The following is a 26383-nucleotide window of genomic DNA, read 5'->3' on the forward strand; positions in this document are numbered from 1 at the left end:
GCTGCGGATTAGAAAATAACCTGTAGCATCCCTCCCTATTTTACCTCTATTACGTACGGATCAATGGACTGGATTGGGATCTGATTTAAAAAGGGTGAATGTCTATGTCTATGTCAGATGGAACCATAAACCATTGGAATATTATCGAATATGACGGGGAAGCATTATCTGAGAAGGACGAAATGATCGCAACAGAATTGCCAGTTACCGTTGTTGTGAATGGGGTGGAATTTGCAACGATGGTCTGTTCCCCTGAGGATTTACATGATCTGGTCGTCGGTTTTCTTGCTTCAGAAGGTCTTATTCTCTTTTATGAGGACATAAAATCCATCGATATGGATGAGGATGCCGGGTTTATTTATGTTGATTTGCATAAACCCTTACCTGAGGATACTGAGAGTCATTCAAAGCGTTTTATCGGTTCCTGCTGCGGGAAGAGTCGTCAGTTTTATTTTAAAAATGATGTAAAAACAGCGAAAACGGTCCTAAGCCGAATGATGATTACGGTGGATCAGAGCTTATCGCTGATGAAGGAGCTTCAGGAACATTCAGAGTATTTTCATCTGACAGGCGGCGTCCATAATGCTGCCCTCTGTACATTGGATGAAATGCTCACGATCCGTACAGATATTGGACGTCATAATGCTCTGGATAAAATTTATGGTCATGTAATCAAAAACAAAATCAGACTGTCGGATAAACTGATTGTTTTCAGTGGCCGTATTTCATCAGAGGTGTTATTAAAAATATCCAAAATAGGGGTGGGGATTTTAATTTCAAAATCTGCCCCGACGGACTTGGCTCTTCGTCTGGCCAATGATCTTCAGATTACGACGATAGGATTTGTCAGGGGGAATAAACTGAACGTCTATACCCATCCGGAACGATTGCTGGAGGTCAGCGGTACAGAGGCTTGAATCTCTTGAGATAGGATTCTAGCCTATTTTCGTTTTGTGGCTGACAAGCTCATCATTGGACATGCTGGTTTGATACCGATACGATATACATATGTAAGAATAAGGAAAGGATGGTTACAATGAAGGTTCTTGTTGTAGGAGCAAATGGACAAATTGGAAAGCATCTTGTTTCATTTATTCAGGATAGTGATCATCTGGAAGCAAAAGCTATGATCCGAAATCAGGAGCAGGCTTCCTTTTTTGAAGATCTAGGAGCAGAAACCGCAGTGGTCGATCTGGAACAGGATATTGATACGATTGCCAAAGCTGCTGAGGGAGTGGATGCGGTCGTCTTTACGGCAGGATCAGGTCCGCACACTGGAAAAGATAAAACCATCATGGTTGACCTGGATGGTGCGGTTAAGACGATTGAGGCTGCAAAGACGGCTGGTGTGAAGCGGTTTGTGATGATCAGCTCGTTTGATACCACCAGAGAGGCCATCCAGGAAGCCCCATCCTCATTTGCTCCTTATGTTGCAGCGAAGCATTATGCGGACGAGTGGCTAAAAGGTACAGATCTGGATTATACGATCATTCATCCTGGACTTTTAACGAATGATGAAGGAAAAGGTCAGGTGGAAGCAGCCGTTAAAGTGGAGCGAGGTGAAGTACCGCGCGAGGATGTGGCACGTGTAATTGCAGCCACACTGGAAAATGATTCAACCATTGGCAAAGAGTTTCAGTTGGTAACGGGTACAACTCCTGTTAAGGATGCAGTTGATTCGCTTTAATAGCAAGAGTAAATAAGGAGGGCATGTATAGATGATATACATGCCCTTTGTTTGGTCGAATTGCCTGGGTTGGAAAGGCGATTGATTGTTTATAAATGCTCAATCATCTCCGTAAATATCACAGCTATTTCCTGCATATATATCATTACATACATCTTTGTAAAGAGGTGAAGAACCGTATGCCTGTCATATCTGTGATGAACTACAAGGGAGGTGTAGGGAAAACCACATTATCAGCCAATATTGCTGCTGGTATTGCTAACCGTGGGAAAAGGGTGTTAGTCATTGATTTGGACCCGCAGGCTAATTTAACCCTGTCCTTTGTGAGCATTGAGGAATGGAAGGAGCTTGACCACAATGCACGAACCATTAAACATTGGTACGATCAATACCTGGATTATAATCAGGATATTTCGTTAAAGGAGCTCATCATTTCTCCTTCCAGAGTCAACACCAGAATGAATCAACAGGGTCACGGAGGACAGCTGGATTTAATTTGCTCCCACCTTGAATTGGTTGAGGTGGATATGGAGCTTTCCAGTAAATTGGGCGGTCCCAACCATCGGACAATCCAGAATAATTACATAAATGTGCTATCACGTCTTTGCTGTAAAATCAAAGAACTGAAAAAGGATTATGATATGGTCATCATCGACTGTCCACCGAATTTTAACCTCATCACACAAAATGCTATCGTCTCAAGCGATTTCTATATTGTACCTGCGAAAACAGATTACCTGTCTACTCTGGGCATCCATACACTAAAGAAGCATGTCGATTCTCTCAAACAAAAGTATAATCAAACCCTTCAGGAATTAAGTCGCCGTAACATCTCACCTATATCCCCGCAACCCTTGGGCATTATCTTTACCATGGTAGCCTATCACGGTGGAATTCCCATATCTGCACAACGGGAATATATTTCCCAGCTTAAACGGAGCGAACTGCCCTGCTTTGATCATTTACTAAGAGAAAATAAAACCCTGTTTGCCAGTGCTCCGGAATCAGGTGTCCCAGTTGTATTGAAGAAAACCTACAATACCCAGGGAGAAAAAGTTAAATCCGAGATTCAGGGGATGATTGATGAAATATTATTCTCCATTGGTGAAGAGGAGGGATAGAAGGAAATGGGGAAAAAGGATACGCAGAAAATGATTCAGATTGTATCTGATTTCATCAGTGAATTAAGCGATGAACAGTTTACAAATCTGATAAACGGAAATGCCATTATTGAATATAAGACAAATTATAAGAACAGCTTTGATCAGATAAAGGCGTCTGTACAGCAAGGACAATCTATGAGAGAGGTGGAAAAATGTTTTAAGGGAATGTTAAAAAAAGATATTATGGCATTCTGTAAAGATAGTAGAATCGATTTCAGAAAAAAAGACACAAAGAAGGAGCTCTATCATAAAATTGCCGTTCACTTTGATATAAAAAGGTCAACAAAACCGGACGAGAAGGATTTTAAGGCGTTAATAAAAGAATTTGAGCAGTGCACAGATGTGAAGGAAGCAGTAGAGTTTCTGAGTGAAGCCGGAGAGTTAAGGACCAAGGAGGACCTTATTCGTTTTGCCAACGTTCTTGATGTACATATCAGACCGAAAGAGAAGAAAGCAGATATCATTCATCGGATTGCAGAATCAGTGGTGGGATCCCGGATAAGAGCACAAGTGATAAAGAATGTCTAATGCTTCAAGCAGTGAACCAGCTCAACAGCATGGCTTTTAAAAAAGTGTTAAATTTCAGTGAATCATCTGAAATAGGTGCCCGCATCATTATCCTTGTTTTCCTTAACTTGTTATAATGAACATAGATGATTAACCTGCAGCAGGTGTGAACAGCCTGTTTATAAAAGGAGGAATCAATGATGAAGGATACAGTAAAAAAAGGCTTATCTTTAGGTATTGGTTTAGCTCTCACAAGTAAGGAACATGCAGAAAAAGTCCTGGATGACCTCGTCAAAAAAGGGGAGCTGACGAAACAGGAATCAAAGGAGTTTTTTAATGAAATCCGTGAAAGAGGAGAGGAATCACAGGAAGAGCTGGATGGAAAAATACACGAAAAATTAAATAAGGTACTGAACGATCTGAATGTCGCGACGAAGGAAGATCTAAGTGACCTTGAAAAACGTCTGGAGCAAATCGAACAGCAGCTGGATCGCCAAAACTAAACGTTTGCCATGTCAGGAAAGGAGGGGGTCCTTATTTTTGAAAAACGAGTTCGGCATATGCAGCGCTACAGAGAAATTGTGACGGCATTCTCGCGTAATGGCTTTGGTTTTTTTGTCAGGGAATTAGGACTGGATACCATTCTTTCTCTACCAAAGCGGATGATTATTCGTGATAAAGCGGAGAATGTACATACCAAAACCAGAGGAGAGCGGGTCCGGCTATTTTTAGAGGAACTGGGCCCAACCTTCGTTAAACTGGGACAAGTTGCCAGCACACGGCCTGATTTACTTCCGGAAGACATTATAAAAGAGCTGCAAAAGCTGCAGGATGACGTTCCTCCTTTTCCATATGAGGATGTAAAACCCATTATTGAACGTGAACTAGGTGCAGACGTTGATGAAATTTTCGATGCATTTGAAGAAACCCCTCTGGCAGCCGCTTCCATTGGTCAGGTTCATTATGGTGTCTTGAAGTCCGGGGAAAAGGTAGCGGTTAAAATTCAGCGTCCGGATATTGAGGAACGAATTAAAACCGATTTGGAAATTCTGCTGCAATTAGCTCTCATGGCCGAGCTCCGGCTTGAGTGGGCAGCCCATTATCAGGTCAGAGAGATGGTTGAGGAGTTTTCCAAAGCGATTCTGGATGAACTTGACTATACCAAGGAAGGTAGAAATGCCGATAAAATGGCGAGACAGTTTTATGATACACCGACTGTTCGGATACCGGACATTTATTGGAATTTATCAACGAAAAAGGTTCTCACCATGGAATTTGTGGAAGGTACTAAGCTGAACAATGTGGATCAGCTCAGGGACATGGGCTATGACACCAAGCGATTGGGAGAGCGACTAACGAATGCCGTTTTACATCAAGTATTAATCGAAGGCTTTTTTCATGGCGATCTTCACCCCGGCAATATTTCGGTACAGCCGGGCGAGGTCATCATATTCATGGATTTTGGTCTGGCAGGTCGAATCACAGCGGATATGAAGGATAACTTTGCCTCGTTAGTGATTGCGATGATGCGTCAAAATACGGATGGAGTCATCCGGGCCGTCACCAGAATGGGACTGGTTCCGGACGATGTGGATATGAATATACTGCGTGCTGATGTCGATGAGCTCCGGGAGAAATATTACGATGTATCTCTAAGCCAGATTAGTCTGGGGGATGCGGTTAATGATTTGTTTGACGTGGCGAATCGGCATCGGATTAAACTGCCGTCTGATCTGACTTTATTAGGAAAAACCCTTCTCACTCTGGAAGGAATCGTTGAAAAGCTCGATCCTGAGATTAGCATTATAAAGATTGCTGAGCCGTTTGGTAAGCAACTATTAAAAGAACGTTATCACCCCAAAACAATGGCTGAAAATATGTTTAACCAGTGGAGTGGGTTTCGGGACATTCTTGTTGATGCACCGGGAAGTGTCCGAGAGCTGTCGTCCATGATTAAAAAGGGAAAAATTCCTCTTGAACTGTCTATGCCGAGGCTGGAGCAGTTCTTAAATAAATTGGACAGGATCAGTAATCGGCTGTCCTTCAGTATCGTTTTACTGGCATTCAGTATCATTATGGTCGGTTTAATTGTTGGTTCAGCTATAAGTGGAGAATCCTCACTGGTCTGGGATATACCGGCAGTGGAAATCGGATTTGTCGTTGCTTCCCTGATGTTCCTCTGGCTGTTGTATTCGATATTCAAGTCGGGGAGATTTTGATAATAGCTATATAAAAGTCCTTGCAATCATTGGAAACAAAGGTTGCAGGGACTTTTTTTGTGCATCTCAGATTACCGGAGAATATATCGATAAACTTCAATGGGGTTCAAACTGGGACGAAACTGGGCTGGCGCTTCTGTCAAAATGGCGGCCAATCGACTTCACGGATTTATCGATCTAAATTCCCGCTCAATCAGTCGTACCCTCAGTGAAGCCCGTCGCAACCTCATTCCCAGCGTGCACACAACAAAACAGTGACCCAGAAAAAAGCCACCATATCCGCAAATATGATGGTTTTTACCAAAGTAATGCTTTTCCATTAACTTTTAAACATTATTCTCCAGCATTTAGCCCCTTCTGAAGCGTAATCATCTCATCGGCCAGTTTCTCCATACGGCGAATTACTTTTTCGTCCTCGAGGTCGCCTTCTTCAGCAAATGAAGTATTATGAATAAACACATTATGATTCGGGACGATGCCTTTTAAATATGCAAGGATGGGCTTCAGCTGATATTCTCCGACTAGAGCGTGCTTGCCGGATCCGCCTACTGTAATGAAACCGGTCACTTTTCCTTTAAATGCGTTTTGCGGCATGTAATCGAGTAAATTTTTGAAAGCACCCCCAAATGAGGCCTGGTAAATGGGCGTGGCAAAAACGAGAAAATCGGCTGAAGTAATTTTATGAATCACATCCCATGTATTTTGATCGTAGAAGGAAAGGGATGGTCCATGAAATAATTCGATATCTTCATCTTTTAAATCGATAAGTTCTGTTTTAATATTTGGATCCATGGCCTTCGCTGTATTTAAAAAATGATATACGGATTCAAGGATTTTTGAGCCGACCATTGAGCCTGACACACCTACTAATTTCATGAAATGCCTCCTATATCAAAAGTGTTTCCAGTTATATGGTACCACTTTATGAAATAGGTTGACAGGATAGAGGGTTTAAATAGTGTGGTCCTCCTTTATAGTCAGCGTAAAGGTTTGCTCGTTTATTTAAAACTATTAATCAGTTTCAAGTTCATGATAAGCGATGTAAAAATGGCAGGGTATAATATTGCCGAATACCAAAGCTGCCAGCCATTATAATAAAAAAAGCCTGTTTGCAAAGATAGCCATTCAAAAGAAATAGAAAACCCTGACCATAACAGGATATAAAGTACCTTCTGCCCTGCCCGTTTGTTAAACGGATAGAAATTCAGAAAAAGAAAACTGATGGCAGGAAAATACATAATGATTGCAGTCAATCCAAGCCAGTCAAATCCCTCATTGAAATAACCATATAGATTATAATTCAGGTCTAATATCGTATCTGTTAAAAGGCCATAGGTAAAAGCAAAAAATGAAGTTGCATAGATATCCATCTTATTTAGTCTCTTTGGTACATAAAGTGCAATGATATTTATGATGAAGAAGAACACAAATATAAATCTCCAGATAGTCTCTCATCCTCCTGATTCAGCTATTTTTGCTACCCCTAAAGCGTAATGACTCCAAAGAATCTCTTCTATTAATTCTGCCTGGTTTTCATCACAATCAATTATAAGGATAATCTCTGAGTGCTTCCCCTTAAGTATTCTTCTGTTCGTTTTAAAAACCTTTTCAGTAAAAAGACGTATAACAAATCCGACTACAAAACCTGTAAACGCACCGATAAGTCCCCAATATATCGGTCCCCACGCTAATTCAAAACCGATACTGGCACCAATTACCGAAAAAGCTGTTGCAAGTGCCAGACCAATATCAATAAGGGTAGTGCCATCTGAGCGATGTAGGGTATCAAAGACATTACGTTTTTCCTGACGGTTATCGAGTGGAACAGCGTATATCCTACTTTTGTTAATCCCGTTTTTCTCCAATGTAGAAATCGTTAATTCTAAAAATGAATGACTTTCAAACGTGGAAAACACTTGCACCATAATCACTTCACTTTTTGTCCTTTTAATATTTGAAATTCAGGATTTTGATAATTTTCTTTTAAAAATTTTCTCTGTTCTTTTTCATATAATTTGTTGTTTTCAATCGTTGCAGTATAGGAATCATATGTGGCAAAACCATAAAGTGATGGAAAAAACAACAACCACTCAGGATTCAAAACGGAAGTTGCCTTCTGGATTTCTCCCCAAAATAAAAAAGTAATAGCTTCCAGCGCGTGTGAAAAATAAAAAAAGGCCAATGACCAGATGAGGACAAAAGCTGCAGTCAGGATTCTGTGAATGTAAAGCTGACCTAATCCTGGCATAAATAGGGACCATACAAATGCTAAGAATGGATTTCGTTTATCTAAATAGTTAATTTCGATTGGCGAGATGACAAATGTATTATGTATTAAAACGGTGATTTTCCCGTTCGGCTAAAATGTACACCTTGTTCATGTCTACTGTTGTCCGGTAACTATCCCATATCGCAAACAAATAAACAGGAATATAAATTAACAGCCAGCGGGTATCCAATATATCCTTTGCCAGATCAATTTTTCCCTGGAATGAATAAATCATTCCCAGGTTTAGATTTGATTGGACATTCACGACCACCTCCCAAATAAATAACAGATACCCTCGTATATATTTTGATAGTAATAAATGTCCAAAACCAGGGAAAGCCATACTCCACCAGGCAACAATATAGGGATTCCTTAAATGAATTTGGGTCGTTCCCATAACACTGACAAGAGCTTTATATCTTCTGGCTGTATTATCATTTGTGTAATTTTGCATAAAATCCAACCTTATAACACTCGTTAGTAGTAAGTTTTCCGTTCAAAGTGGAACATATACGGCCGGGGGGACGGAGGGACAGGTTCCTTGTCCCTTTCAGTCAGTCTGGTTTTAAGGCTTATCTCCTTTAATCAGATGACATTAGCTTGGTGAATGCGTCTTTTTTTAATTTTATCAATTGATTTTGGATGAGTATCCATCAATTTATCAGATGAATCAATCAAAATGTAGAAAGTATCCGGCAGATCGAAGGTGATATCCGTTAAATTGTAAAGGATATCAATCAGCAATCTCCATGTTTCCGTCGAATTTCGTCATTTATCTGTCGTTTTACCAATCATATCAATCAAACTGCATTCTATCGGTCAAAAAATCAAATGTATCAATCCATTTCCATCAGGTATCGGTCAAATTCCAGTAAATATCAACCATAATCTTCAATGAATCAATAAATCAATAAACCAATCCATATATCCCCATAATCATCAATAAATCAATCAGCCGCATCCATCTGGCACCGTGCACCGGACAAATCCAACTGCCATAGCTGCCGAAAAGGGAAGATAAATGAAAAGAGGAATTGGCCCTATAAAGCCAATCCCCCTGTCATATTAAGCTATACCCATTCAATTTGAAATGCTGTCCCGCCTTTAATATAAGGCAGCAGGCGTTGATCTTCCGGAATGACCTGCCCAATGACATTAACCCTTTCGTCTGCGGGGAGAGTTCTCTTTGTGATTTGAATTTCTCCCTGATATCTTCCATATTTTTCGTTATCGACTGTAATCGATCCTATCGTTCTTTCTACTGTGTGAGATGGTTTTACTGGAAAATCCCCAATCAGGCCATATTGTCTGGATTCGGCTGAACGAATGACATCTCTTGCAGGGTCGAGACGGTTGGTTTGCTTTTCTAGTAACCGGTTTTTTATGTTCTCGTGGTCCGTATCGCATCTTGCTCTTAAACGAATAATCTGATTACAGTAGTCTGCAAATTGATGCTTGGAAGACTCATTAATTGATGGATCTCCAATTAAAATTTTATCGACCCACTTATTGTCCTGAAAATCCATAAAAGATGAGAAGCTTGAGCGATTCCGATGCGTTTCAATCGTTGGAAGCCCCTCAAAAACAGGACCTCTTTGTTTTCCATCTCCGGGAACAAAGGCCATAACTGTTAATCCTTCACTTTTCAAAAACTGATTTTTTTCATTAAAATCCTCTAAACTCAAGCCGGTTTCCGGGCGGGGATAGTAATTATGCCAGGCTTCAATGGTGGAAAAATCGGCTCCGTGTTTTCGTAAATTTTCCATGTTTCCATGAGTAATGGTACTGGCATTTAAGGCAACGGTCATTTTATTCGATAGCTGTGCAATGGTTTTATCAGAAATTCCGTAATCCACACGTAAGCCTGTCAGTCCCCATTCTTTTAAGCCAACCGCATTTTCCCAGTTAAATCCTAAATAGGATAATGACTTAGGAGAAATATCGGCGAATAATTCCATCCTGTACTTTATGGCAAGTTTCCCTAGGTCAGCGAGGCCCTGTTTATAATCTTCAGGGTTGTCCTCAGGAATGTGCAGGGAAGTAAAAATGCTGTTAAAACCGAGTTCGCTCATTTCTTTGATGTAGGTTTCCTGCTCTTCAAATGTTTGATTTGATAAATAGATTGATATACCGAGCATGATGTTCCCTCCCTTATATAAAAGAGGGAGAAAATGAATTCTCCCTTTATTATTGTCTAGGATTTTTATAAAATTACAGATTTGTTGATAAAAAATTATGAGTGGCCACGTCCGGCTCCAGCGCCCAGCGACTAGCGAGACTTCCTTCACCTCCGTCCGATAAGTCAACATCGACTCAACAAAGTTTCGTCGTGTTTCCTTCTCCGCGTGTTAACTGGCTGTAAGACCCCTTTAAGAAATAAGTGGGGGTCAACAGCCAGTAAACACCCGATTTGTTCAACTAACAATCAGTGGGGGATTACCCCCACTGATTGAAGTTTCACTTTATCTCCTCCGGCTCAGTCCAGTCCGTACGTCGCTAATAAGAAAAGCGGAGGCGACCGTTTAGGCCCGACGGCATAAGCAGAATATCCGGAGTGGCCGCTTTTTGGCCATGTAGGGTATTCTGCTTATGACCGCTTGGGCTTGGGAGCCGCAGCTGGACAGAGAAAAGCGGAGGCGACTGTTCAGGTCATGCGGGATAAGACGAAGACATGGAGTGGCACGGGTTTGGCAACGTAATGGCTTTGGATTATATCCGCCTTGACCTAGGAGCCCTAGCTGGCCAAACGGGCGCTACCGCCTTTGTTCTTAGTTCAAGTTATCGGCCATTTCTTCTTTAAATCCGAAGAAGTACGTAAAGATAAATCCTGCTATATAAGCGATGAGTAGTCCCAGGGCATATAATAGGAACTTGTTATCTACAATTAAAGGAATTAATGGAATACCAGATAGTCCGATTCCTGAAGATGCTGTACCTACAACTGCCTGGAAAGCACCGCCGAATGAAGCACCGAGACAAGCTGTGATAAATGGACGTCCCAGTGGCAGCGTTACACCATAAATTAAAGGTTCACCAATACCTAAGAATCCGGTAGGCAGACCACCTTTAATCACATTACGAAGGCGTTTGTTTCTGGTTTTGACAAAGATCGCAATGGCTGCACCAACCTGACTGGCTCCAGCCATCGCCAGAATTGGTAGTAAAGCAGTGGAACCAAGGGAATTAATGAGCTCCATATGAATCGGTGTAAGTCCATGATGGAGACCAAGCATAACCAATGGAAGGAAAAATCCACTGAGTAAGGCGCCGGCAATGGCACTTCCTAATGCACCGCCGAGACTTAATACAGCATTAATTCCAGCTGTAATACCGGTCGAAAGAATTCCGGCGAAAGGCTGAACAACTACTAAAGTGAGAAAACCAACAACTAAGATTGTCAATAAAGGAGTAAATATAATATCGACTGTATTCGGAACAACTTTTCTAAATTGTTTCTCAAAGAATACCATTAACCAGGCAGCAAACATGGCGCCAATTAAACCACCGTAACCGGGGGCTAAATCGTTTCCAAAAATAGTGATGTCTGCTAATGCTGGGTTCATCGTGATAATACCAGCAATACCACCTAATACAGGTGTTCCTCCAAATTCTTTAGCTGTATTCCAACCGACCATGATGGCTAAGTAGGAGAAAATACTGCCACCTAAAACAATCAGGATTTGCATCCAGGTTAAGGACGTATCTACACCTGAGTTATTTAAAAATCCGGCTGTACCATTGATAATACCAGAACCTACAATACCTGGAATGAGCGGAATGAAAATCCCGCCAATTTTGCGAAGGAGATTCTTAAAGGGTGTATTGTTTTTTTCTTTAATTTCTCCTTTTTTCATACTGGCAAGATCATCCTCGTTTACATCGAGTTCCTCACCCATTTGGATTCCTGTTATTTTCGTGATATGGTCAGAAACTTTGTTAACGGTTCCAGGACCAACGACAATTTGCAGGGTGTCATCCTCAACAACCCCCATAACACCTTCTTTTTCTTTTAATTCGTTAATATTTGCTTTTCCATCGTCTTTTAAATTAAGTCGTACACGGGTCATACAGTGGGTAAAGGATTGAATATTTTCTCCTCCACCAATTTCATCAAGTATCTCCCTGGCTAATCTTTCTTCCTTTCTCTCTTTCGCCATTAGGTTTCCCCCCTAATCATTCATCCTATTTTGTGTAACGTATAAACCCTTTTGAATCAGCTAATTTTTGAACCGCCTGATCATAGGTACAATTTAATAGAATCATAACGATAGCTGCTTTAACATTGTGATGAGCTTTTTCGAAATGCTCATCAGCAGTGTCATAATCAACGTTGGTTGCTTCCATAATGATTCGTTTTGACCTTTCTATTAACTTCTGATTGCTGGGCTGCACATCCACCATTAAGTTTTGATAAACCTTGCCTATCCCAATCATTGCTGTAGTTGTAATCATGTTTAAGACAAGTTTCTGTGCTGTACCCGCCTTTAATCGAGTTGAGCCTGTCACTACTTCGGGACCTGTTACCACTTCAATAGCTACCTTGGCTAATGTTCCAATTTTAGACTTTCTATTATTACTGATGCTGACAGTGTTTGCGCCTATATGATTTGCATATTCCAACCCTCCAGCCACATAAGGTGTTCGGCCACTGGCTGCTATTCCAACGACGGTATCATGTTTTGTTAGTGAAATGGCTTTTAGGTCATCACCTCCTAAATGGTCACTGTCCTCAGCACCTTCAACGGCATCGGTAATCGCTTTCATACCGCCTGCAATTAAACCTTGAACCATTTCATGAGATACACCAAAAGTGGGAGGGCATTCTGAAGCATCAAGTATTCCTAATCTACCGCTTGTTCCAGCTCCGATATAGATTAATCTGCCACCTTGATTAAACGATTGAATGACAAAGTGTACAGCCTTTTCAATTTGAGGAATTTCTTCGGCAATAGCTGCTGGAACCTTATGATCCTCCTGATTAATCGTTTGCAGTATTTCTTTGATCGATTTTGTATCAATATCCATACTGGCAGGGTTCCTGGTTTCTGTTGTTAATTTGTTGAGCATCGTTTAACCCTCCTAGGAAATCGCTTTCATACCCACATTTTATAGGTGGTGAAACTATATGTCAATAAATCTATTAAAATTTATGAAATTAAGTTTCATATAAGTCAAAAAATCATTCCTTGAAGAATCAGATCATTATCTTCTAAGTCGAACAACTTCATTTCTGGCTTCATGATATTGAGGCAGGACATCCTCACCCATTGCCTTGAAAACACTGAGATACAGAGCGTCAATAATCGTCAGCTGGGTCATTCTGGACGGAATACTTCCAATTCTGTAATCATGTTCAACTATGGGGGTGCACAGGCGAATATCAGCTTCTTTATAAAGCGGTGATTTATCCAGGTTCGTGATCGCAATGACCGTTGCCTCTTCTTTTTGGGCAAATCGGGATAATTCCAATACATCTTTCGTTTTACCAGACATACTAATGGCGATTATGATATCGTTTTTCTTTAAATAGGGAATGGAGGATAGCAGAAAGTGAAAATCATGATGAGCTGTACATGGATAGCCTAATTTTGTGAATTTATAAAACCCATCGACAGCTGCCGTTGCTGAACCGCCAACGCCATAGAAAACGAGCCTGTTCGCGTGTTGGATAGTATCAACGGCATTCTCAAACTCCCTGCGATCCAAAGACGTAGAAATGGCCTCAATGGCAGATGTATTAACGTGGGTTACTTTTTGAAAAATGTCATAGGGCTCACTTTTATCCTGCAAAAAATTAAAGTCTGTCAGATTATCCTCACTCATGGCTAATTCTTTGACTAACTCCAGTTTAAACGTTTTGAAGCTGCCAATCCCAATAGATTTGCAGAAACGGACTACACTTGATTCACTCGTTCCTGACTTCTGGGCAAGCTCCTTTGTTGTCATATTTGGAACAAGGTCCGGATTTTCCAATACATATAATCCCATCTTTTTTTCTGCTTCAGAAAGGGAGGGGAGGTTTCCTTTAATTCTGTTCAGTAATGTGCCCATATACAATGTTCCTCTCTTTATATAATAATCAATATTATACAGAATATTTAGCCGAGTTGTACAATCCGTTTAAATTGATTGCTGCAAAGGATGAGCTTTAAAGGCAGAGCGCAGACGAACTTTTCTGTTACTCTTTGAAAAAACTTGAAAAATTATCTACTTGAAAAATAAATTGCAAACGCTTACGATAAAATCGTGAGACAGCTTAGAATTTTTCGAATCTATCAAAAGGAGATTTTTACATGAAATTGCAGACGATTATTCCTGATCATGAACGTCTTTTTCTGGATAAGGATGTTCCCGAAGCCTATAAAACCGATCATTCCTGGAAAGATGTTGCTGCTGTAAAAGCTGTAGCATTACCGGAATTGGAACAGGAAATTATAGATTTAGTCACCTATGCCAACCAGGAGGACCTTACGATTATTGCACGGGGAGCTGGAACAGGTGTAGCCGGATCTCAGGTGCCAACTAAGGGTGGAGAAGTAATCATTGATGTTCACCGGATGAACCGGATTCTTGATCTGGATGAAGAGACGATGACGTTAACGGTAGAACCAGGTGTAAAACTACAGGAAATTCAGGAATTTGTGGAAAGGAAAGGCTATTTTTACCCACCTGACCCTGGCTCAAAAAATTCAACCATAGGCGGTAATATAGCTACAAATGCAGGTGGTATGCGTGCGGTGAAATACGGCACCACGAGGGATTATGTACGTGAGCTTGATGTTGTATTGCCGGATGGTCAAAAAGCCACATTAGGAAGCCTGAATATCAAGGACAGTTCCGGCTATGACTTAAAGGATCTCTTTATCGGCTCAGAAGGAACCCTGGGAATTACAACCAGGATAAAGCTGAAAGTACTTCCGATGCCAAAATATAAGCAGTCTGTGATACTGGCTTTTGATTCGTTAAAAGCGGCTACTAATGGTGTATTATCGATTTTAAAAAATGGGGTGGAACCTGCAGCTTTAGAACTATTTGAACGGGGAACCATTGAATATAGTGAGAAATTTACGGAAAAGAAGCTGCCAAGTCAAAAGGGAGACGCCTACATCTTAATGACGTTGGATAGTAATGAGCAGGAGGACCTTTCACGCAGGGTCAGTTTTACAGAAAATCTATTAAAAGGACAGGCGGCGGAAATCCTTCCGTTATCCACGCCGGAAGAGGAGGAAAAAGCCTGGTTCCTGCGTGATCATATTTTAGTAGCCTTAATGCAATTTACAGAGTTCGAAATGCTGGATGAAGTCGTACCAATTAATCGATTTGCTGAGATGATCAGTTATACGAAGGAATTGCAGGAAAAGCATGGGATAAACGTGATAAACTTCGGCCATGCCGGAGATGGAAATATTCATACGGTCCTAATGAAAGAAGGAATGGATGAAGCTGCCTGGCAGACAAAACGAAAAGCCTATCTGGATGATCTCTACAGCAAAGTTCATGAATTAGGCGGTCTCCCTTCTGCTGAGCATGGCATTGGTGTCATTAAAAAGGGATATTTGGAGAAAATGAGTCAGCCAGTGGAAATCCAATTAATGCGTAAAGTAAAAAGAGCTATTGATCCGGACAATCGCTTGAATCCAGGGAAGGTTTTCTAATGTTTTGATCGTAGTGGTCAACCGTAAAACTCTGTTCAACGGACTAAAAATATGATAGGATTAAAATAATTGAATAGGATATCCAGAGTGACTGAGAGATCTGGCTCGTTGACGTCACAGCAACCTGCTTTACGCAAGGTGCTCCTACCAGCAAAGCCTGTGCTTTGAATGATAGATACGGAGGAGAAGCTTCTTTATGCATTCAGGGCATAAAGAAGCTTTTTTTATACCTGTAAAGGAGTGAGTCAAATGGACGTTTTTATTAAAATGGAAAAGTTATTGAATTATCCGAGGAAGAAGCAAAAGAAATCAGGAAGCAGGGAAAACCGGTTACCGAGATCACAAAGAATATGACACAGGAAGAATTGGAAGCTTTTAAAAAAGAGAGGTATCAGAAGTTTATCAAGCCAGTGATGGAGTACAATCAGGAAAAACTACTAGCCAAGAAAAATACAGAGAGAAAGAAGGATGAAAAGGAAATGGAAAGTAAAAAGACATTAAGCTTTGAATATGGCATACAGAAAACTGGTGATGGATATAAGGTTGTCAAAACTCTCGGAAACTTTAAAAGTCATGAAGAGGCGCAGCAGGTAATGATCGATTTGGTGACAGGAAAAAGAACGGATATGGAAGTTATAAATCAAAACAGTGGAGGCGATGGACGATAAAAAACATTTTTGCGAATTGAAAAAGTACAGCACCTGCCGAGCTTTCGTCTTCAGTTATTCACTATTAATTTGTATAATTAGTTTGACAAAGTGGTGAGAATGGTCAAAGTGAACGGCCGTCTTACGATTGCAGCAGGGGAGCAAACAGGAATGATTATAGGATGCTTTGGTTTTTTTGCATTAATCGGATTAATCATCTGGGCATTTATTATTCATCCCTTGATGGGAGCTGTGGCGCTTTTGGCAGGGGCTGGACTTGTGATATGGAACTGGTCCACTTTAAATGTCATCGGGGGATTGTTCCTCATGGCAGCTACGATTTGGGGATTTCAAGTTCACTGGATCCTTGGGGTCATATTTCTTATCGGCAGTTTCTTTATCCTTGGTGTTGATCAAACAGCGAAAGAGGAAGAAGAGGATAAAGAGCAAGCGATTAAAAATCTGCAGGAACAGAAAAACTTTGAGATATCTCACCAATTTGACGGTGAGAAAAAGCAGGTACTCGCTATTGATGAGGATGCAGAAAAAATCGCATATTTAAATGGCACAGACCACCGCCGTATATATCCAATCAGGGAGATTCTTGATGTACAAATGACTAAAGATGATAAGCAGGTTATTAAATCTTCAACAGGTATCAGTACATCGGGTGCAATTCTTGGTGGAGCAATTGGCGGCGGTGTTGGAGCAGTCATTGGCGGTCGCCGTAAGAAACATCGTGTTGAAGATCGGGTAGAACGTATTTCCTTACACATTGTCGTCAATGACACAAACGAACCGACGATCATTTTTGATTTATATAAGGGTTCATTGAGCCGAAACGACAGCAGCGTAAAGGGAGCCTATCAAAAGGCGGAGCAGCTGTATGATTTGCTGCTGGTTTTGAGAAGACAGAGTTAATGTGAGAAAACATCTAGAGTTCATTCGAGCAAAGCTTTTCTAATATGTTAAACCCAATGTGGTCAAGGGAGTCCTTTTTAGAAAAACTTGGTGCATAATTTGAAAGAATGACAACACCTGACTGTTTTTCTTTGTTAAAGCCTATGAAGCTGGAATATCCACCTGTTCCTCCATTGTGCCAAATGACACCTTTTTCTTTATCAATAATCCAATTCATACCTAGGCATATACCCGTCTTATCTTCAAATTGAACGGAGTGTGTCTGTGCCAAAATATCATGGAATTTATCCCCGGATGTTCCTAGATGACTGGCAAGAAACGATAACTGATCTTTTATGGTAGATCGTAGGGCTCCGGCTCCCGCAAGTGTTTCTTTAAAGACTCGTAGTCTGCCAATGATGGAAGATGTTGATCAATAGGATGATTAGGGTCGAGCTTATTCTCAGCAATTGCCTTCGTTAATAATGAAGCAGTAAATACTTTAGTGATAGATCCTATCTCGTAAATCAAGCTTTCGGGAGCATTGCCCTCAAATCCATTTCGATTTCCTTCACTAAAAATTTCCCTTTCTTCTTCCTTAATGACACCAATATTCAGAACGAGATTGGGCCTTTTCTCCTTGTAGGGTAAACAAATCCTATCAATTTCCTGTTTATATTGATTCCTGTCTATCGTCATTAGTCCACTCTCCAGGTTTTAGAAATTTATAAGGTTTTCCAGAAAATTTCTACATCTTCACTATATCTTAATCTACAAATTGACTCAAAAAATATCCTGTAATTATTCATGAAATATGATTTTTCTATGACGTTTACGATCATTTTTTCATTTTGTGCTAAACACAACAGCTAAAACTCATTTATTTTCAAAAAATAGATTCAAAAATGTAATTATTCCTTTAAATCCCTTTGTTGACGGATTTATGGAAATCATATATCTTATTTGTAACAGAGACAGGTAGTCAAGAACCCATCACCTCCCCAAACCTCCCATGTATCTCCTTCACAATGGCAAAACTTATGAACAACATCCTGATCATCTGACAGATTATTAGAATAGGAGCTGATAAGATGAATGATTACAAAATTCAAAACTGTATAAGCTGTGAAAAGGGATGTGAAAGGATATGGAGGTAAACGCGTTTGTCCATAAGTTTTCACATCCAGAAGAACGAAAGAAATATTTGGAAATGCTCAAAATAGGCTCTGCATTTGATATGCGTCCCCGAGCACTTTTTCACTATTACGGTCCTGATTTAATTGCCTATAAAAAGAGATTTCTCTCCAATCCACAGGTTAATTATTTCCTCCGTCTATTTTCCGCTTATTTAACGACCCACTTAGAAGATGATTGCCCGGAATCCTGGGAAGAATGTGGCCCGGAGTTCTGGGAAGAGCTGATCACCGTCTATTATCCCTACTATATGAAAATCACCATAGAGCAAAACCAAACAGAAATCTTTTTTACACAACTATTAAAGTTTGCCCACTGGCTTGATAAACGTACAGGGTGCTCCTGTTATGAAATCGTTAAGAAATGTACGGAAGAAAACTGGTCTGAATTAACTTCTGTTGAAAGCCTATTAAATGACCTTCTGTTATACACTTTTCCCAACCTGTATGAAGAGGGCTGGAATACGAGAGCAGCCTTAGAAGAAATAACGGAACAATTAAGAATGTGCAGTTCAACGGTAGAAAGCTTATTTGAGGTTCGTCAAGTTACGGAAACCATGATTGTCCTCTACGACATAGCTGGAGATCGGACCTATCAGATAAACAATATCTCAAAACATATGTCTCCGGGCATACTTATATTTGGTGAAATTGGCAGGAAGGCCAGGGAACTTTATTGGATTCTGTTTTTTACACAGACGGTCTATCCACCTAAAGCCAAGCAATATATTGTTGTTGGAGGGTGAAAAGGGGCAAACTATTTTTTGTTCAATACGTCTATTATCGCAACTACAAGGTTAATTAAAGCCACGATGAATATTCCTGTTGTTATTGCGATGGTCATATCTTCCATACGACTCACCCCCGTTCTCCACAGGAGATTAAGCCGCTCCACACGCTAATATGTTGTTGGACAAAATTATACCACACTTTTATTACTATCATTTAAAACTTGAATAACAACGTTCATTGGAATTTATAATACGGTTAGTGTTAGAAAAGGTTTAGTCTAATATTAGTGATATTATAATATCATTGTTCTGGATCATGCCCTTATATCATGGAAATCTATTACATATGTTAAGATAAACCTATCATAATTTTTACCTGGGAGAATTTAAAATGAACAACCAAGCTTATTTTTATGAATTTCTAAAACCAATATCAAAAGAACTAGCCTACGTGGCCCGAGAGCTGGAAAACAGCATTTTCACAAGCCCCCGAATGATGCTGACCCATGCCAGGGTATTCGTGGAAAATATTTTGCAGCAGGTGATGCGTGTTGAAGGTCTGCAGGAAGATAAAAGAATCACTTTAATCGAACGAATCGATATTTTAGATGACAATGGCTATTTAACACCAGAAATTCGGGATGCCCTGCACCACGTTCGTAAAATTGGAAATCAGGCGGCTCATGATACAAGGGTATTCCGTTATTCTGAAGCCCTGCTATCATGGGAAGCGGTATATAAAATCGTGAAATGGTATGTTGAGGTATATGGACCGGTAGATTTTGAAGTTCCGGAGTACCAGGACCCATCACCAAAATCCACAGAATCCTATGAAATTAGTGAAATCGAATCGCGGCTAAAAATGCTTGAAAATGTACTCGTTTCATCTGAAGAGAAGGACGAGACCAGGGAAGCAGAGGAGGAAACAGCGGTTGCCACAGAGGTCATTTACGATCAGGTAGAGCCACCAGGGTATACGACCATTCGCACCCTCACCTTTAGTGATGATCAAGTGGATGTCCCCTATTTTCTAAGGGATGTATTCCTCTTACCGCAACGATTTGATAAATCTGAACGGTTTCTGATCCGGCTTGGTGCCGAACAGCAGGCAAGAATCATGAGTGAACTGCCGAATAATATTGAAGGCCTGTCCTCCCACGTCAAACGGTATAATGAGAAAAACGAAGAACAATTTTTCAATGAACTAAAAGGATTTATTGAAGAAGAAAAGGTACGGAGGCAACTGCTGCTGGAACGGCCAGGTGAGCTATTCATCTTCTATAAAACGGATTATATAGTGATCACGGACGAGCTGTCCAAAATACCACTGACAGCGGAAAACTTCACAGGAATTCCGAACCTCTTAAGACAGCTAAAAGAGGACCAGATTGAAACCGTTGGCCAGCTGCCGAAAGAGATTGTCATTCTGGCTAAGTATGAGCATGTGGGTATCGGGACTGTGGAGAAGTTGTTTGAGCAGGTTAAAGAGAAGCAAGGATAGGCCAAGGGAAGGAATATTTTTTCAACTTTCAATTTAAATATACCATCGAGATGAACACACTAGGTTTTTGGTGTGTTTTTTATTACTCAGTAGGAAATTCCATCTGTGATGAATGTTAATCTAGGAGTGCATCCTTTTTTGAAACCCTTCGTCTTCTTATGTGAAAGGAATATAAGAAGGCAGGAGGTTTTATTTTATCATGGCAAATCATGAAACGAACTTATTAGAAACGCTAACGGAACCTACAGAAGAAAAACACAATAAACTTATCATTGATTTTATGTATATCGATTTGGAGGTTTGCTCTCGTTGTAAAGGAACAGAAGCGAACCTAAATAAAGCCATTAACGAAGTGACGCCTATGCTAAACACAGTAGGCTACGATATACTAGTCAATCGTGTTTTGGTTGGCAGTGAAGAACAAGCTATTTCTTTGCATTTTGACCTTTCTCCTACCATTCGAATTAATGGAACTGATATTCAACCGGCCTCAAAGGAAAGTAACTGTGGCTCTTGTAACACGATTACGGGCATAGATGTTGATTGTCGGGTCTGGGTGTATAAAGGAAAAGAGTATACAGAAGCACCTAAAGGGATAATTATGGACGCTATACTAGCAGAAGTATATGGACAATCCTCAGCATCAAATGAAGGTAAAGGGGAAAATTTTGTGCTGTCTGGAAACTTGAAAAACTTCTTTGATCAAAAGGAGAAACAACGTTCTAAAGACGATAATATGTGTTGTTCCTCGGATCAATGTTGTTAGTATTTTTCCTTAAGATTATGGGTTAGGACTATTCCTCAATCGGGCGCAGTTATTTCACTAACCCTAAAATCAACTCTTTATAGATATCAAAAAATGCAAAGTTGTAATCTTTGTATACATATTCATCTGTTTTGTGTGCCATTTTTGTTTCGCCAGGGCCAAACATCATGACTGGGAAGCTTTCATCTTATCCTTGTAATAAGTTTGATGCATCCGTCACCCTGGCGAACCTTTAACAGAAATCTCTAAGTCTAAGTGTTTTTTACCAAGTCTTCCTTAGCAAGGTCAACCATGTCAGACTGTCCTGAAGTGAAAGCACTTGGTAATGACATGGTCATTTCAACATCAATATTAGAGCCTTCTTTATTGTATTTGTTAGCTGTTGTATTGAATAAGTCAATCACTTTATCGTTATCAAATTCTGGAATAGTCCGTACGTTTATTTCAGCTACTGCTTTTTCAGGAACTGAGTTTATTTGGTTCCCTGCATTAAAAATAGTTGTACTCATAACCAATTGATCCAGCTTATTTGTGTGAACGATCTATATTTGGTAAGTAAAAATGTATGCAATGGCATTGTGTATAACACTGGTCAGTCCTGCTTCCTATTAGTGACAGGCACCTGATTGACCGACATGGTCATCTGTGCTACAGTTATATTGACCACAGCGGTCACATCATTGATGAAAGGAGCTTATAACCATTAACGCGAGTTTTAATAAATTAAAAACGGAGAAGAAAAATCTTATTATTAATGCTGCTATAAAGGAATTTGTCCGAAATGGTTTTGAAAAAGCATCAACAAATGAAATTGTAAAAGAGGCAAAAATATCTAAGGGCTCATTATTTAATTATTTTCATAGCAAGAAAGATCTTTATATATATTTGATCGAATACGGGATTCAAGTTATCGAATATCTATATGAACAAATTGATCTAAATGAAACGGATTTATTTAAAAGAATCGAAAATATTGGACTGCAGAAATTCCATATCCACAGAAAATTTCCTCACGTATTTGACTTCCTCGCTTCTTCTATCAAAGAGGAGTCCGCTGAAGTAAAAGATATAATCAGGAACAAAGTAGATCCAATCTATGAACAGGGAACAGAGATCATCTATAAAAATATTGATTATTCCAAGTTCCGCGAAGATATTGATGTCGAAAAGGCCATTGAAATCCTGAATTGGACCATGTTTGGATTTGGGGAGAAAGCCCTTCAGCAAATCAACAGCTTTGAAGATATTGATGAATTTGGAAATCTGTATTTTAAAGAATGGGAGAGATATTCTGAAATACTGAAGGCTAGTTTTTACAAATGAAGTAAAGCAGGAGTTTCGTGGGAATGAATAGTGGGCGTCAAATTTAGAAAAAGGGTACAATTTGTCAGGAATTTAAAGCATATCTTTTAAATGGAAAATTCCATTAATGAGATACATAGTTTCAAAAGGGGAGTGTCCGTATCATGACTGAAATTGTAAATATTCAAGGTTTACAAAAAAAGTTCGGTAAATTTCAGGCACTTAGTGATGTGAACTTCACGGTAAATGCTGGTGAAGTTGTTGGTTTTATTGGTCCCAATGGGGCGGGTAAATCTACAACGCTTCGAATTCTATTAGGGATTATCCAGCGAGATGCCGGTAGTGCAGAAATATTTGGTAAAGACGTTTGGAAAGACAGCCTTGAAATTCATAAACGCATTTCTTATGTCCCAGGAGATGTCTCGTTGTGGGGAAATCTGACAGGCGGTGAAATTATTGATTTATTCTTGAAATTACATGGTGGGGGAGATAAGCAAAAACGAGATTATTTAATCAAACGCTTTGAATTGGATCCAAAGAAAAAAGCAAAAGGGTATTCGAAAGGAAATCGCCAAAAGGTCGGTTTAATCGCAGCACTAGCCGCTGATTCTGATTTATACATCCTGGATGAACCAACTTCTGGTCTTGATCCTTTAATGGAGGCTATCTTTCAAGAAGAAGTAGAAAAACTTAAGGAAAAAGGAAAATCCATTTTGCTATCCTCTCATATTTTGAGTGAAGTTGAACGATTGGCAGATAAGGTTGTCATTATCCGACAAGGTGAGATTGTGGAAACAGGGACCCTCGATGAACTGCGTCACTTGACACGCTCTACTGTAACTTTAACGACAGAAGGTGATGTGGCTGAAATGGCTGGTATCAATGGTGTATTTGATTTCAAACAAAAAGATAATCAAGCAACATTCTCCGTGGATTCTCAACACCTTGATGATGTTTTAGTCAAAGCAAGTGAATTAGGGGTCAAGAAATTTGAATCCGTGCCACCGACTCTTGAGGATTTATTCATGCGGCATTATGAAGGATAAACGGTTTGAAGGGAGGGTGAAAGATGAAGGAAAAGTTTGCACGCTGGAATACATTGTTCCTGCTCTATTTAAAACGAGACTGGAAAAAAATTATAATTTGGGTATTAGGACTTGGCTTGTTTTCAGCTGCTTATGTTCCGGCCTTTGAAGAAATAGCAAAAGGCCAAGGGTTGCTGGGCATGTACGAAACACTGCAAAATCCTGCTATGACCGCTATGGTAGGTCCTACGCCCATTGAAACAGCAAGTGACTTTACTTTAGGAGCCATGTATGCACATGAGATGTTACTCTTCTGTAGCTTATTTGCGATGATAATTGCTGTTTTACATGTGGTTAGTCATACTCGTAAAGAAGAGGACCTTGGATTGACTGAACTTGTTCGCTCATTTCAGGTAGGCCGCCAAGCAAATTCTCTTGCTGCAATGATAGAGATCGTTTTTATTAACATTTTATTAGCACTTGTTATAAGTGGAGTTATGATTAGCTTTGGTGCTGATACGATTACTGTTGAAGGTTCTCTTTTATTCGGAGCTTCAATCGGAATGGCCGGTATTCTCGGTGCTGTGATTGCTCTGGTTATGGCCCAAATTATGTCTGCTTCATCCGGGGCAACAGGGTCAGCGCTTGGAATGATAGGACTGCTTTATATTATTCGTGCAGGGACAGATGTCTCTAATGTAGATTTATCCATGTTTAATCCTTTAGGCTGGACATATTTAACCTATCCTTTTACAGAAAATAATTGGATTCCACTGCTATTTGCCTTCATTTTTAGTATCATTATGATGGTGATTGCTTTTAGCCTTGAAGGAGCTCGTGATATGGGGGCTGGTTATCTTCCTGAAAGAGAAGGAAGAGATCGTGCAAAGAAATCCTTGCTGTCTATCCGTGGTTTATTTATCAAAATTAACAAAGGCGTGATGATCAGCTGGTTTATTGCTTTTGTTATTATGGGGGCTGCCTATGGTTCCATTTTTGGAGATATGCAGACCTTCCTTGCAAGTAATGACATAATGAAGGAAATGTTTACTCATTCAGGTGTTACCATTGAAGAATCATTTACAGGCACCATTATGATGGTCATGATAGGCTTGGTTTCAATTTTACCGATTGTCATTGTAAATAAACTTTTCTCTGAAGAAAACCAACAGCGCTTAAGTCAGATTTTTGCTACAAAAGTTACCCGCAGTCAACTTTATTGGATCAATTTGGGTTTAGCTATTTTTTCAGGTGTAGCAGGAACTTTATTAGCCGTAGTTGGCCTTGGGGGTACGGCTATTGCGTCCATGGGCGACCAATTAACAATGGATATCTTTGATTTTCTTGCTGCTGGTTTTAACTTGTTCCCATCCGTATTATTCTTTACTGGTTTGGCAGCTTTGGCACTTGGTTGGGCACCGAAACTGGGGAAAGTGGTGTATATATATCTAGCCTATTCCTTTCTATTAAACTACTTTGGTAATATATTAGACTTATCTGAATGGTTTTCCAAAACAGCCATTCAAAGCTGGTTCCCCCGAATTCCAATTGAAGATTTTGATGCAACAGTTTTCATAACCATAACGGTGATTAGCATCGTTTTCTTGATTATTGGTTATTTTGGTTATCATAGACGGGATATGCTTGAATAGGAGAGAAACAACCCCAAATGCAACTGCCAAAAATAAAAGTAACATATTAGAAGGAACAACGATGACGCTAATGATGTCCTTAGGATGTTATTAGCGTTTTTTATTTCTGATACTTTATTAAACATCTAGTTCCATAAAATCCACTTCATCGCTTTATCTATTACTCATTCTTGAATAAGCTTATCCGAATAATAGCGAACGAACAATATCGATTGGTAAGCACTACTCTCAGGGACAGAAGTTCAGCGATAAACTGACCTAAAACGATTGGTTAGTATTTACGGCGATAGAAAAATAAATAAATGAATTGAATGAATGGGACTCCTGCTACCATGATAGCTATAGCGTCTCTAAATTGATCATAGGTTAAGTGGTAGAAACTATTGATGAAATAAATAATTGTCCACCCAATCAAAACATATGTAAAAGTTCTTGAACGAGATTTGTAGAGAATCATCTTACCTCTTTCGTCATGGCCTTCCTTTAACATAAAGCGTTGTTCATATTGATAAAGTATCCACACTAATGTGACAACGGCCAACCATTTAATCATCTAAAAACTCCTCTTCTGAATGATATTGAAATACGTCATTAATATCTTTGTCAAATAAATGAGCAATCTGAAAGGCAAGCATTAAAGATGGACTGTATTTATTGGCTTCAATTGAAATTACTGTTTGTCTGCTAATTCCCAGTAGTGTAGCAACTTTCTTTTGAGACCAACCTTTTTCAGCACGAAGTACATTTAATCGGTTTGTTAAAGATCCTTTACGATTCATTCATATCACTCCAAAAACAGTGTAAAATAATTCTTACTAAATGTCAAAAAAACATTACATATATTGAAGAAGGTTTGAATCACGAATAAGGATTTGTGGCCTTTTTGCTAAAAAACTAATTAGAATGAGATTTTTATCGCAGTAATGGTTTGGGCAGTAATTATAAAGGTGGAAAACGAATGATAATGTTTAGAATTTGGTGTGGAGGTTAATTTTGCACTGATTAAAATTTGATTGTGCTAAAATGAGGAATAGTACTTTCGTAGAGGAGACATTGGAATGACTTGGAGAAATCTGAAAAACCGATATTTCATGGTTAATTGCTTCTTACTTTATTATTAGCGCAATTTTTACGCCATTAATTGGTAAATTGAGTGATATTTATGG

The 26383-nt window shown here is 39.6% G+C and carries 27 protein-coding genes, 2 pseudogenes and 1 riboswitch; of the genes and pseudogenes, 16 read left to right on the forward strand and 13 right to left on the reverse strand.

Going from position 1 to position 26383, the window contains the following annotated elements:
- Positions 1 to 110: 110 nt before the first annotated feature.
- The 6 genes from fdhD (at position 111) to ABD006_RS07020 (ending at position 5576) form a co-directional block, all read left to right on the forward strand.
- On the forward strand, positions 111 to 917 hold the full coding sequence (gene fdhD / locus ABD006_RS06995) for a formate dehydrogenase accessory sulfurtransferase FdhD (protein ID WP_343840246.1): 807 nt from the start codon (positions 111 to 113) through the stop codon (positions 915 to 917).
- 119 nt (positions 918 to 1036) lie between these two features.
- Positions 1037 to 1687: an SDR family oxidoreductase gene (locus ABD006_RS07000; RefSeq protein ID WP_343839149.1), complete on the forward strand. Its 651-nt coding sequence runs from the start codon at positions 1037 to 1039 to the stop codon at positions 1685 to 1687.
- A 179-nt stretch (positions 1688 to 1866) separates the two neighbouring features.
- Positions 1867 to 2808, forward strand: coding sequence for a ParA family protein (locus ABD006_RS07005; protein ID WP_343839151.1), 942 nt, complete (start codon positions 1867 to 1869; stop codon positions 2806 to 2808).
- A gap of 6 nt (positions 2809 to 2814) precedes the next feature.
- A complete protein-coding gene (locus ABD006_RS07010; RefSeq protein WP_343839153.1) occupies positions 2815 to 3378 on the forward strand; it encodes a hypothetical protein in 564 nt (187 codons plus the stop codon).
- A gap of 179 nt (positions 3379 to 3557) precedes the next feature.
- A complete protein-coding gene (locus ABD006_RS07015) occupies positions 3558 to 3860 on the forward strand; it encodes a phasin family protein (RefSeq protein WP_343839155.1) in 303 nt (100 codons plus the stop codon).
- A 57-nt stretch (positions 3861 to 3917) separates the two neighbouring features.
- A complete protein-coding gene (locus tag ABD006_RS07020) occupies positions 3918 to 5576 on the forward strand; it encodes an ABC1 kinase family protein (protein ID WP_343839157.1) in 1659 nt (552 codons plus the stop codon).
- Positions 5577 to 5909: 333 nt separating this feature from the next.
- Here ABD006_RS07020 and ABD006_RS07025 read toward each other — a convergent pair whose 3' ends face one another.
- From ABD006_RS07025 to ABD006_RS07060, 8 genes and pseudogenes are all read right to left on the reverse strand, one after another.
- Complete coding sequence (locus ABD006_RS07025; RefSeq protein WP_343839159.1) at positions 5910 to 6452, reverse strand: NADPH-dependent FMN reductase; 543 nt, start codon at positions 6450 to 6452, stop codon at positions 5910 to 5912.
- Between the two features lie 122 nt (positions 6453 to 6574).
- Positions 6575 to 7003: a CBO0543 family protein gene (locus ABD006_RS07030; protein WP_343839161.1), complete on the reverse strand. Its 429-nt coding sequence runs from the start codon at positions 7001 to 7003 to the stop codon at positions 6575 to 6577.
- Positions 7004 to 7027: 24 nt separating this feature from the next.
- The gene (locus ABD006_RS07035; protein ID WP_343840249.1) at positions 7028 to 7498 is read right to left on the reverse strand and encodes a hypothetical protein; all 471 of its coding nucleotides are present in this window, start codon (positions 7496 to 7498) and stop codon (positions 7028 to 7030) included.
- A gap of 5 nt (positions 7499 to 7503) precedes the next feature.
- A pseudogene (locus ABD006_RS07040) lies at positions 7504 to 8299 on the reverse strand (hypothetical protein).
- Between the two features lie 616 nt (positions 8300 to 8915).
- The gene (locus ABD006_RS07045) at positions 8916 to 9983 is read right to left on the reverse strand and encodes a DUF871 domain-containing protein (RefSeq protein ID WP_343839164.1); all 1068 of its coding nucleotides are present in this window, start codon (positions 9981 to 9983) and stop codon (positions 8916 to 8918) included.
- 630 nt (positions 9984 to 10613) lie between these two features.
- Positions 10614 to 12002: a PTS transporter subunit EIIC gene (locus ABD006_RS07050; RefSeq protein ID WP_343839166.1), complete on the reverse strand. Its 1389-nt coding sequence runs from the start codon at positions 12000 to 12002 to the stop codon at positions 10614 to 10616.
- Positions 12003 to 12027: 25 nt separating this feature from the next.
- The gene (murQ, locus tag ABD006_RS07055) at positions 12028 to 12912 is read right to left on the reverse strand and encodes an N-acetylmuramic acid 6-phosphate etherase (protein ID WP_343839168.1); all 885 of its coding nucleotides are present in this window, start codon (positions 12910 to 12912) and stop codon (positions 12028 to 12030) included.
- A gap of 135 nt (positions 12913 to 13047) precedes the next feature.
- Entirely contained in the window at positions 13048 to 13896 is an 849-nt protein-coding gene (locus ABD006_RS07060; protein WP_343839170.1) for a MurR/RpiR family transcriptional regulator, read from the reverse strand.
- Positions 13897 to 14138: 242 nt separating this feature from the next.
- Here ABD006_RS07060 and ABD006_RS07065 point away from each other — a divergent pair, with 242 nt between their 5' ends.
- The 3 genes from ABD006_RS07065 to ABD006_RS07075 all read left to right on the forward strand — a co-directional run bounded on the left by ABD006_RS07065 (position 14139) and on the right by ABD006_RS07075 (position 17068).
- Positions 14139 to 15500, forward strand: a complete 1362-nt coding sequence (locus ABD006_RS07065; protein ID WP_343839172.1) for an FAD-binding oxidoreductase — start codon at positions 14139 to 14141, stop codon at positions 15498 to 15500.
- A gap of 75 nt (positions 15501 to 15575) precedes the next feature.
- Positions 15576 to 15678, forward strand: a riboswitch (SAM riboswitch).
- A 172-nt stretch (positions 15679 to 15850) separates the two neighbouring features.
- Positions 15851 to 16168, forward strand: a complete 318-nt coding sequence (locus tag ABD006_RS07070; RefSeq protein WP_343839174.1) for a hypothetical protein — start codon at positions 15851 to 15853, stop codon at positions 16166 to 16168.
- Positions 16169 to 16267: 99 nt separating this feature from the next.
- Positions 16268 to 17068 (forward strand): hypothetical protein, encoded by an 801-nt coding sequence (locus tag ABD006_RS07075; RefSeq protein ID WP_343839176.1) that lies wholly within the window; start codon positions 16268 to 16270, stop codon positions 17066 to 17068.
- Between the two features lie 13 nt (positions 17069 to 17081).
- On the opposite strand, the gene ABD006_RS07080 is transcribed toward ABD006_RS07075, so the two are convergent.
- Together ABD006_RS07080 and ABD006_RS07085 are read right to left on the reverse strand one after the other, a co-directional pair.
- Positions 17082 to 17468: a serine hydrolase gene (locus ABD006_RS07080; RefSeq protein WP_343840252.1), complete on the reverse strand. Its 387-nt coding sequence runs from the start codon at positions 17466 to 17468 to the stop codon at positions 17082 to 17084.
- Positions 17402 to 17746, reverse strand: coding sequence for a serine hydrolase (locus ABD006_RS07085; protein WP_343839178.1), 345 nt, complete (start codon positions 17744 to 17746; stop codon positions 17402 to 17404). The genes ABD006_RS07080 and ABD006_RS07085 overlap by 67 nt, the downstream gene beginning before the upstream one ends.
- A gap of 448 nt (positions 17747 to 18194) precedes the next feature.
- Between ABD006_RS07085 and ABD006_RS07090 the strand changes: the two genes are divergently transcribed.
- The 3 genes from ABD006_RS07090 (at position 18195) to ABD006_RS07100 (ending at position 21238) form a co-directional block, all read left to right on the forward strand.
- Complete coding sequence (locus tag ABD006_RS07090) at positions 18195 to 18986, forward strand: hypothetical protein (protein ID WP_343839180.1); 792 nt, start codon at positions 18195 to 18197, stop codon at positions 18984 to 18986.
- Positions 18987 to 19362: 376 nt separating this feature from the next.
- Positions 19363 to 20472: a DUF4145 domain-containing protein gene (locus tag ABD006_RS07095; protein ID WP_343839182.1), complete on the forward strand. Its 1110-nt coding sequence runs from the start codon at positions 19363 to 19365 to the stop codon at positions 20470 to 20472.
- A gap of 199 nt (positions 20473 to 20671) precedes the next feature.
- Positions 20672 to 21238: a DUF2703 domain-containing protein gene (locus ABD006_RS07100; protein WP_343839184.1), complete on the forward strand. Its 567-nt coding sequence runs from the start codon at positions 20672 to 20674 to the stop codon at positions 21236 to 21238.
- A gap of 251 nt (positions 21239 to 21489) precedes the next feature.
- Here the strand turns inward: ABD006_RS07100 and ABD006_RS07105 are convergent, their stop codons facing one another.
- On the reverse strand, positions 21490 to 21747 hold the full coding sequence (locus ABD006_RS07105) for a peptidase dimerization domain-containing protein (RefSeq protein ID WP_343839186.1): 258 nt from the start codon (positions 21745 to 21747) through the stop codon (positions 21490 to 21492).
- A gap of 241 nt (positions 21748 to 21988) precedes the next feature.
- Here ABD006_RS07105 and ABD006_RS07110 point away from each other — a divergent pair.
- The 4 genes and pseudogenes from ABD006_RS07110 to ABD006_RS07125 form a co-directional block, all read left to right on the forward strand.
- Positions 21989 to 22108: pseudogene (locus ABD006_RS07110) on the forward strand (TetR/AcrR family transcriptional regulator); the annotation flags it as partial.
- Positions 22109 to 22123: 15 nt separating this feature from the next.
- On the forward strand, positions 22124 to 22561 hold the full coding sequence (locus ABD006_RS07115) for a hypothetical protein (RefSeq protein WP_343839188.1): 438 nt from the start codon (positions 22124 to 22126) through the stop codon (positions 22559 to 22561).
- 143 nt (positions 22562 to 22704) lie between these two features.
- Positions 22705 to 23586 (forward strand): ABC transporter ATP-binding protein, encoded by an 882-nt coding sequence (locus tag ABD006_RS07120; protein WP_343839190.1) that lies wholly within the window; start codon positions 22705 to 22707, stop codon positions 23584 to 23586.
- Between the two features lie 23 nt (positions 23587 to 23609).
- The gene (locus ABD006_RS07125) at positions 23610 to 25217 is read left to right on the forward strand and encodes an ABC transporter permease (RefSeq protein WP_343839192.1); all 1608 of its coding nucleotides are present in this window, start codon (positions 23610 to 23612) and stop codon (positions 25215 to 25217) included.
- Between the two features lie 271 nt (positions 25218 to 25488).
- Here the strand turns inward: ABD006_RS07125 and ABD006_RS07130 are convergent, their stop codons facing one another.
- Positions 25489 to 25770 carry a hypothetical protein gene (locus ABD006_RS07130; RefSeq protein WP_343839194.1) on the reverse strand — a complete coding sequence of 94 codons (282 nt, stop codon included), beginning with the start codon at positions 25768 to 25770 and terminating at the stop codon, positions 25489 to 25491.
- Complete coding sequence (locus tag ABD006_RS07135) at positions 25763 to 25996, reverse strand: helix-turn-helix transcriptional regulator (protein ID WP_343839196.1); 234 nt, start codon at positions 25994 to 25996, stop codon at positions 25763 to 25765. The genes ABD006_RS07130 and ABD006_RS07135 overlap by 8 nt, the downstream gene beginning before the upstream one ends.
- Positions 25997 to 26383 lie beyond the last annotated feature (387 nt).

The sequence above is a fragment of the Salinibacillus aidingensis genome (genome assembly GCF_039522525.1).
Classification (GTDB): domain Bacteria; phylum Bacillota; class Bacilli; order Bacillales; family Alkalibacillaceae; genus Salinibacillus; species Salinibacillus aidingensis.

Bases quoted from the DNA above. Each gene is read 5' to 3' on its own strand.
- fdhD (WP_343840246.1), top strand. From the start codon at position 111: ATGTCAGATGGAACCATAAACCATTGGAATATTATCGAATATGACGGG.
- ABD006_RS07000 (WP_343839149.1), top strand. From the start codon at position 1,037: ATGAAGGTTCTTGTTGTAGGAGCAAATGGACAAATTGGAAAGCATCTT.
- ABD006_RS07005 (WP_343839151.1), top strand. From the start codon at position 1,867: ATGCCTGTCATATCTGTGATGAACTACAAGGGAGGTGTAGGGAAAACC.
- ABD006_RS07010 (WP_343839153.1), top strand. From the start codon at position 2,815: ATGGGGAAAAAGGATACGCAGAAAATGATTCAGATTGTATCTGATTTC.
- ABD006_RS07015 (WP_343839155.1), top strand. From the start codon at position 3,558: ATGAAGGATACAGTAAAAAAAGGCTTATCTTTAGGTATTGGTTTAGCT.
- ABD006_RS07020 (WP_343839157.1), top strand. From the start codon at position 3,918: ATGCAGCGCTACAGAGAAATTGTGACGGCATTCTCGCGTAATGGCTTT.
- ABD006_RS07025 (WP_343839159.1), bottom strand. From the start codon at position 6,452: ATGAAATTAGTAGGTGTGTCAGGCTCAATGGTCGGCTCAAAAATCCTT.
- ABD006_RS07045 (WP_343839164.1), bottom strand. From the start codon at position 9,983: ATGCTCGGTATATCAATCTATTTATCAAATCAAACATTTGAAGAGCAG.
- ABD006_RS07050 (WP_343839166.1), bottom strand. From the start codon at position 12,002: ATGGCGAAAGAGAGAAAGGAAGAAAGATTAGCCAGGGAGATACTTGAT.
- murQ (WP_343839168.1), bottom strand. From the start codon at position 12,912: ATGCTCAACAAATTAACAACAGAAACCAGGAACCCTGCCAGTATGGAT.
- ABD006_RS07060 (WP_343839170.1), bottom strand. From the start codon at position 13,896: ATGGGCACATTACTGAACAGAATTAAAGGAAACCTCCCCTCCCTTTCT.
- ABD006_RS07065 (WP_343839172.1), top strand. From the start codon at position 14,139: ATGAAATTGCAGACGATTATTCCTGATCATGAACGTCTTTTTCTGGAT.
- ABD006_RS07070 (WP_343839174.1), top strand. From the start codon at position 15,851: ATGACACAGGAAGAATTGGAAGCTTTTAAAAAAGAGAGGTATCAGAAG.
- ABD006_RS07075 (WP_343839176.1), top strand. From the start codon at position 16,268: ATGGTCAAAGTGAACGGCCGTCTTACGATTGCAGCAGGGGAGCAAACA.
- ABD006_RS07085 (WP_343839178.1), bottom strand. From the start codon at position 17,746: ATGACGATAGACAGGAATCAATATAAACAGGAAATTGATAGGATTTGT.
- ABD006_RS07090 (WP_343839180.1), top strand. From the start codon at position 18,195: ATGGAGGTAAACGCGTTTGTCCATAAGTTTTCACATCCAGAAGAACGA.
- ABD006_RS07095 (WP_343839182.1), top strand. From the start codon at position 19,363: ATGAACAACCAAGCTTATTTTTATGAATTTCTAAAACCAATATCAAAA.
- ABD006_RS07100 (WP_343839184.1), top strand. From the start codon at position 20,672: ATGGCAAATCATGAAACGAACTTATTAGAAACGCTAACGGAACCTACA.
- ABD006_RS07105 (WP_343839186.1), bottom strand. From the start codon at position 21,747: ATGAGTACAACTATTTTTAATGCAGGGAACCAAATAAACTCAGTTCCT.
- ABD006_RS07120 (WP_343839190.1), top strand. From the start codon at position 22,705: ATGACTGAAATTGTAAATATTCAAGGTTTACAAAAAAAGTTCGGTAAA.
- ABD006_RS07125 (WP_343839192.1), top strand. From the start codon at position 23,610: ATGAAGGAAAAGTTTGCACGCTGGAATACATTGTTCCTGCTCTATTTA.
- ABD006_RS07130 (WP_343839194.1), bottom strand. From the start codon at position 25,770: ATGATTAAATGGTTGGCCGTTGTCACATTAGTGTGGATACTTTATCAA.
- ABD006_RS07135 (WP_343839196.1), bottom strand. From the start codon at position 25,996: ATGAATCGTAAAGGATCTTTAACAAACCGATTAAATGTACTTCGTGCT.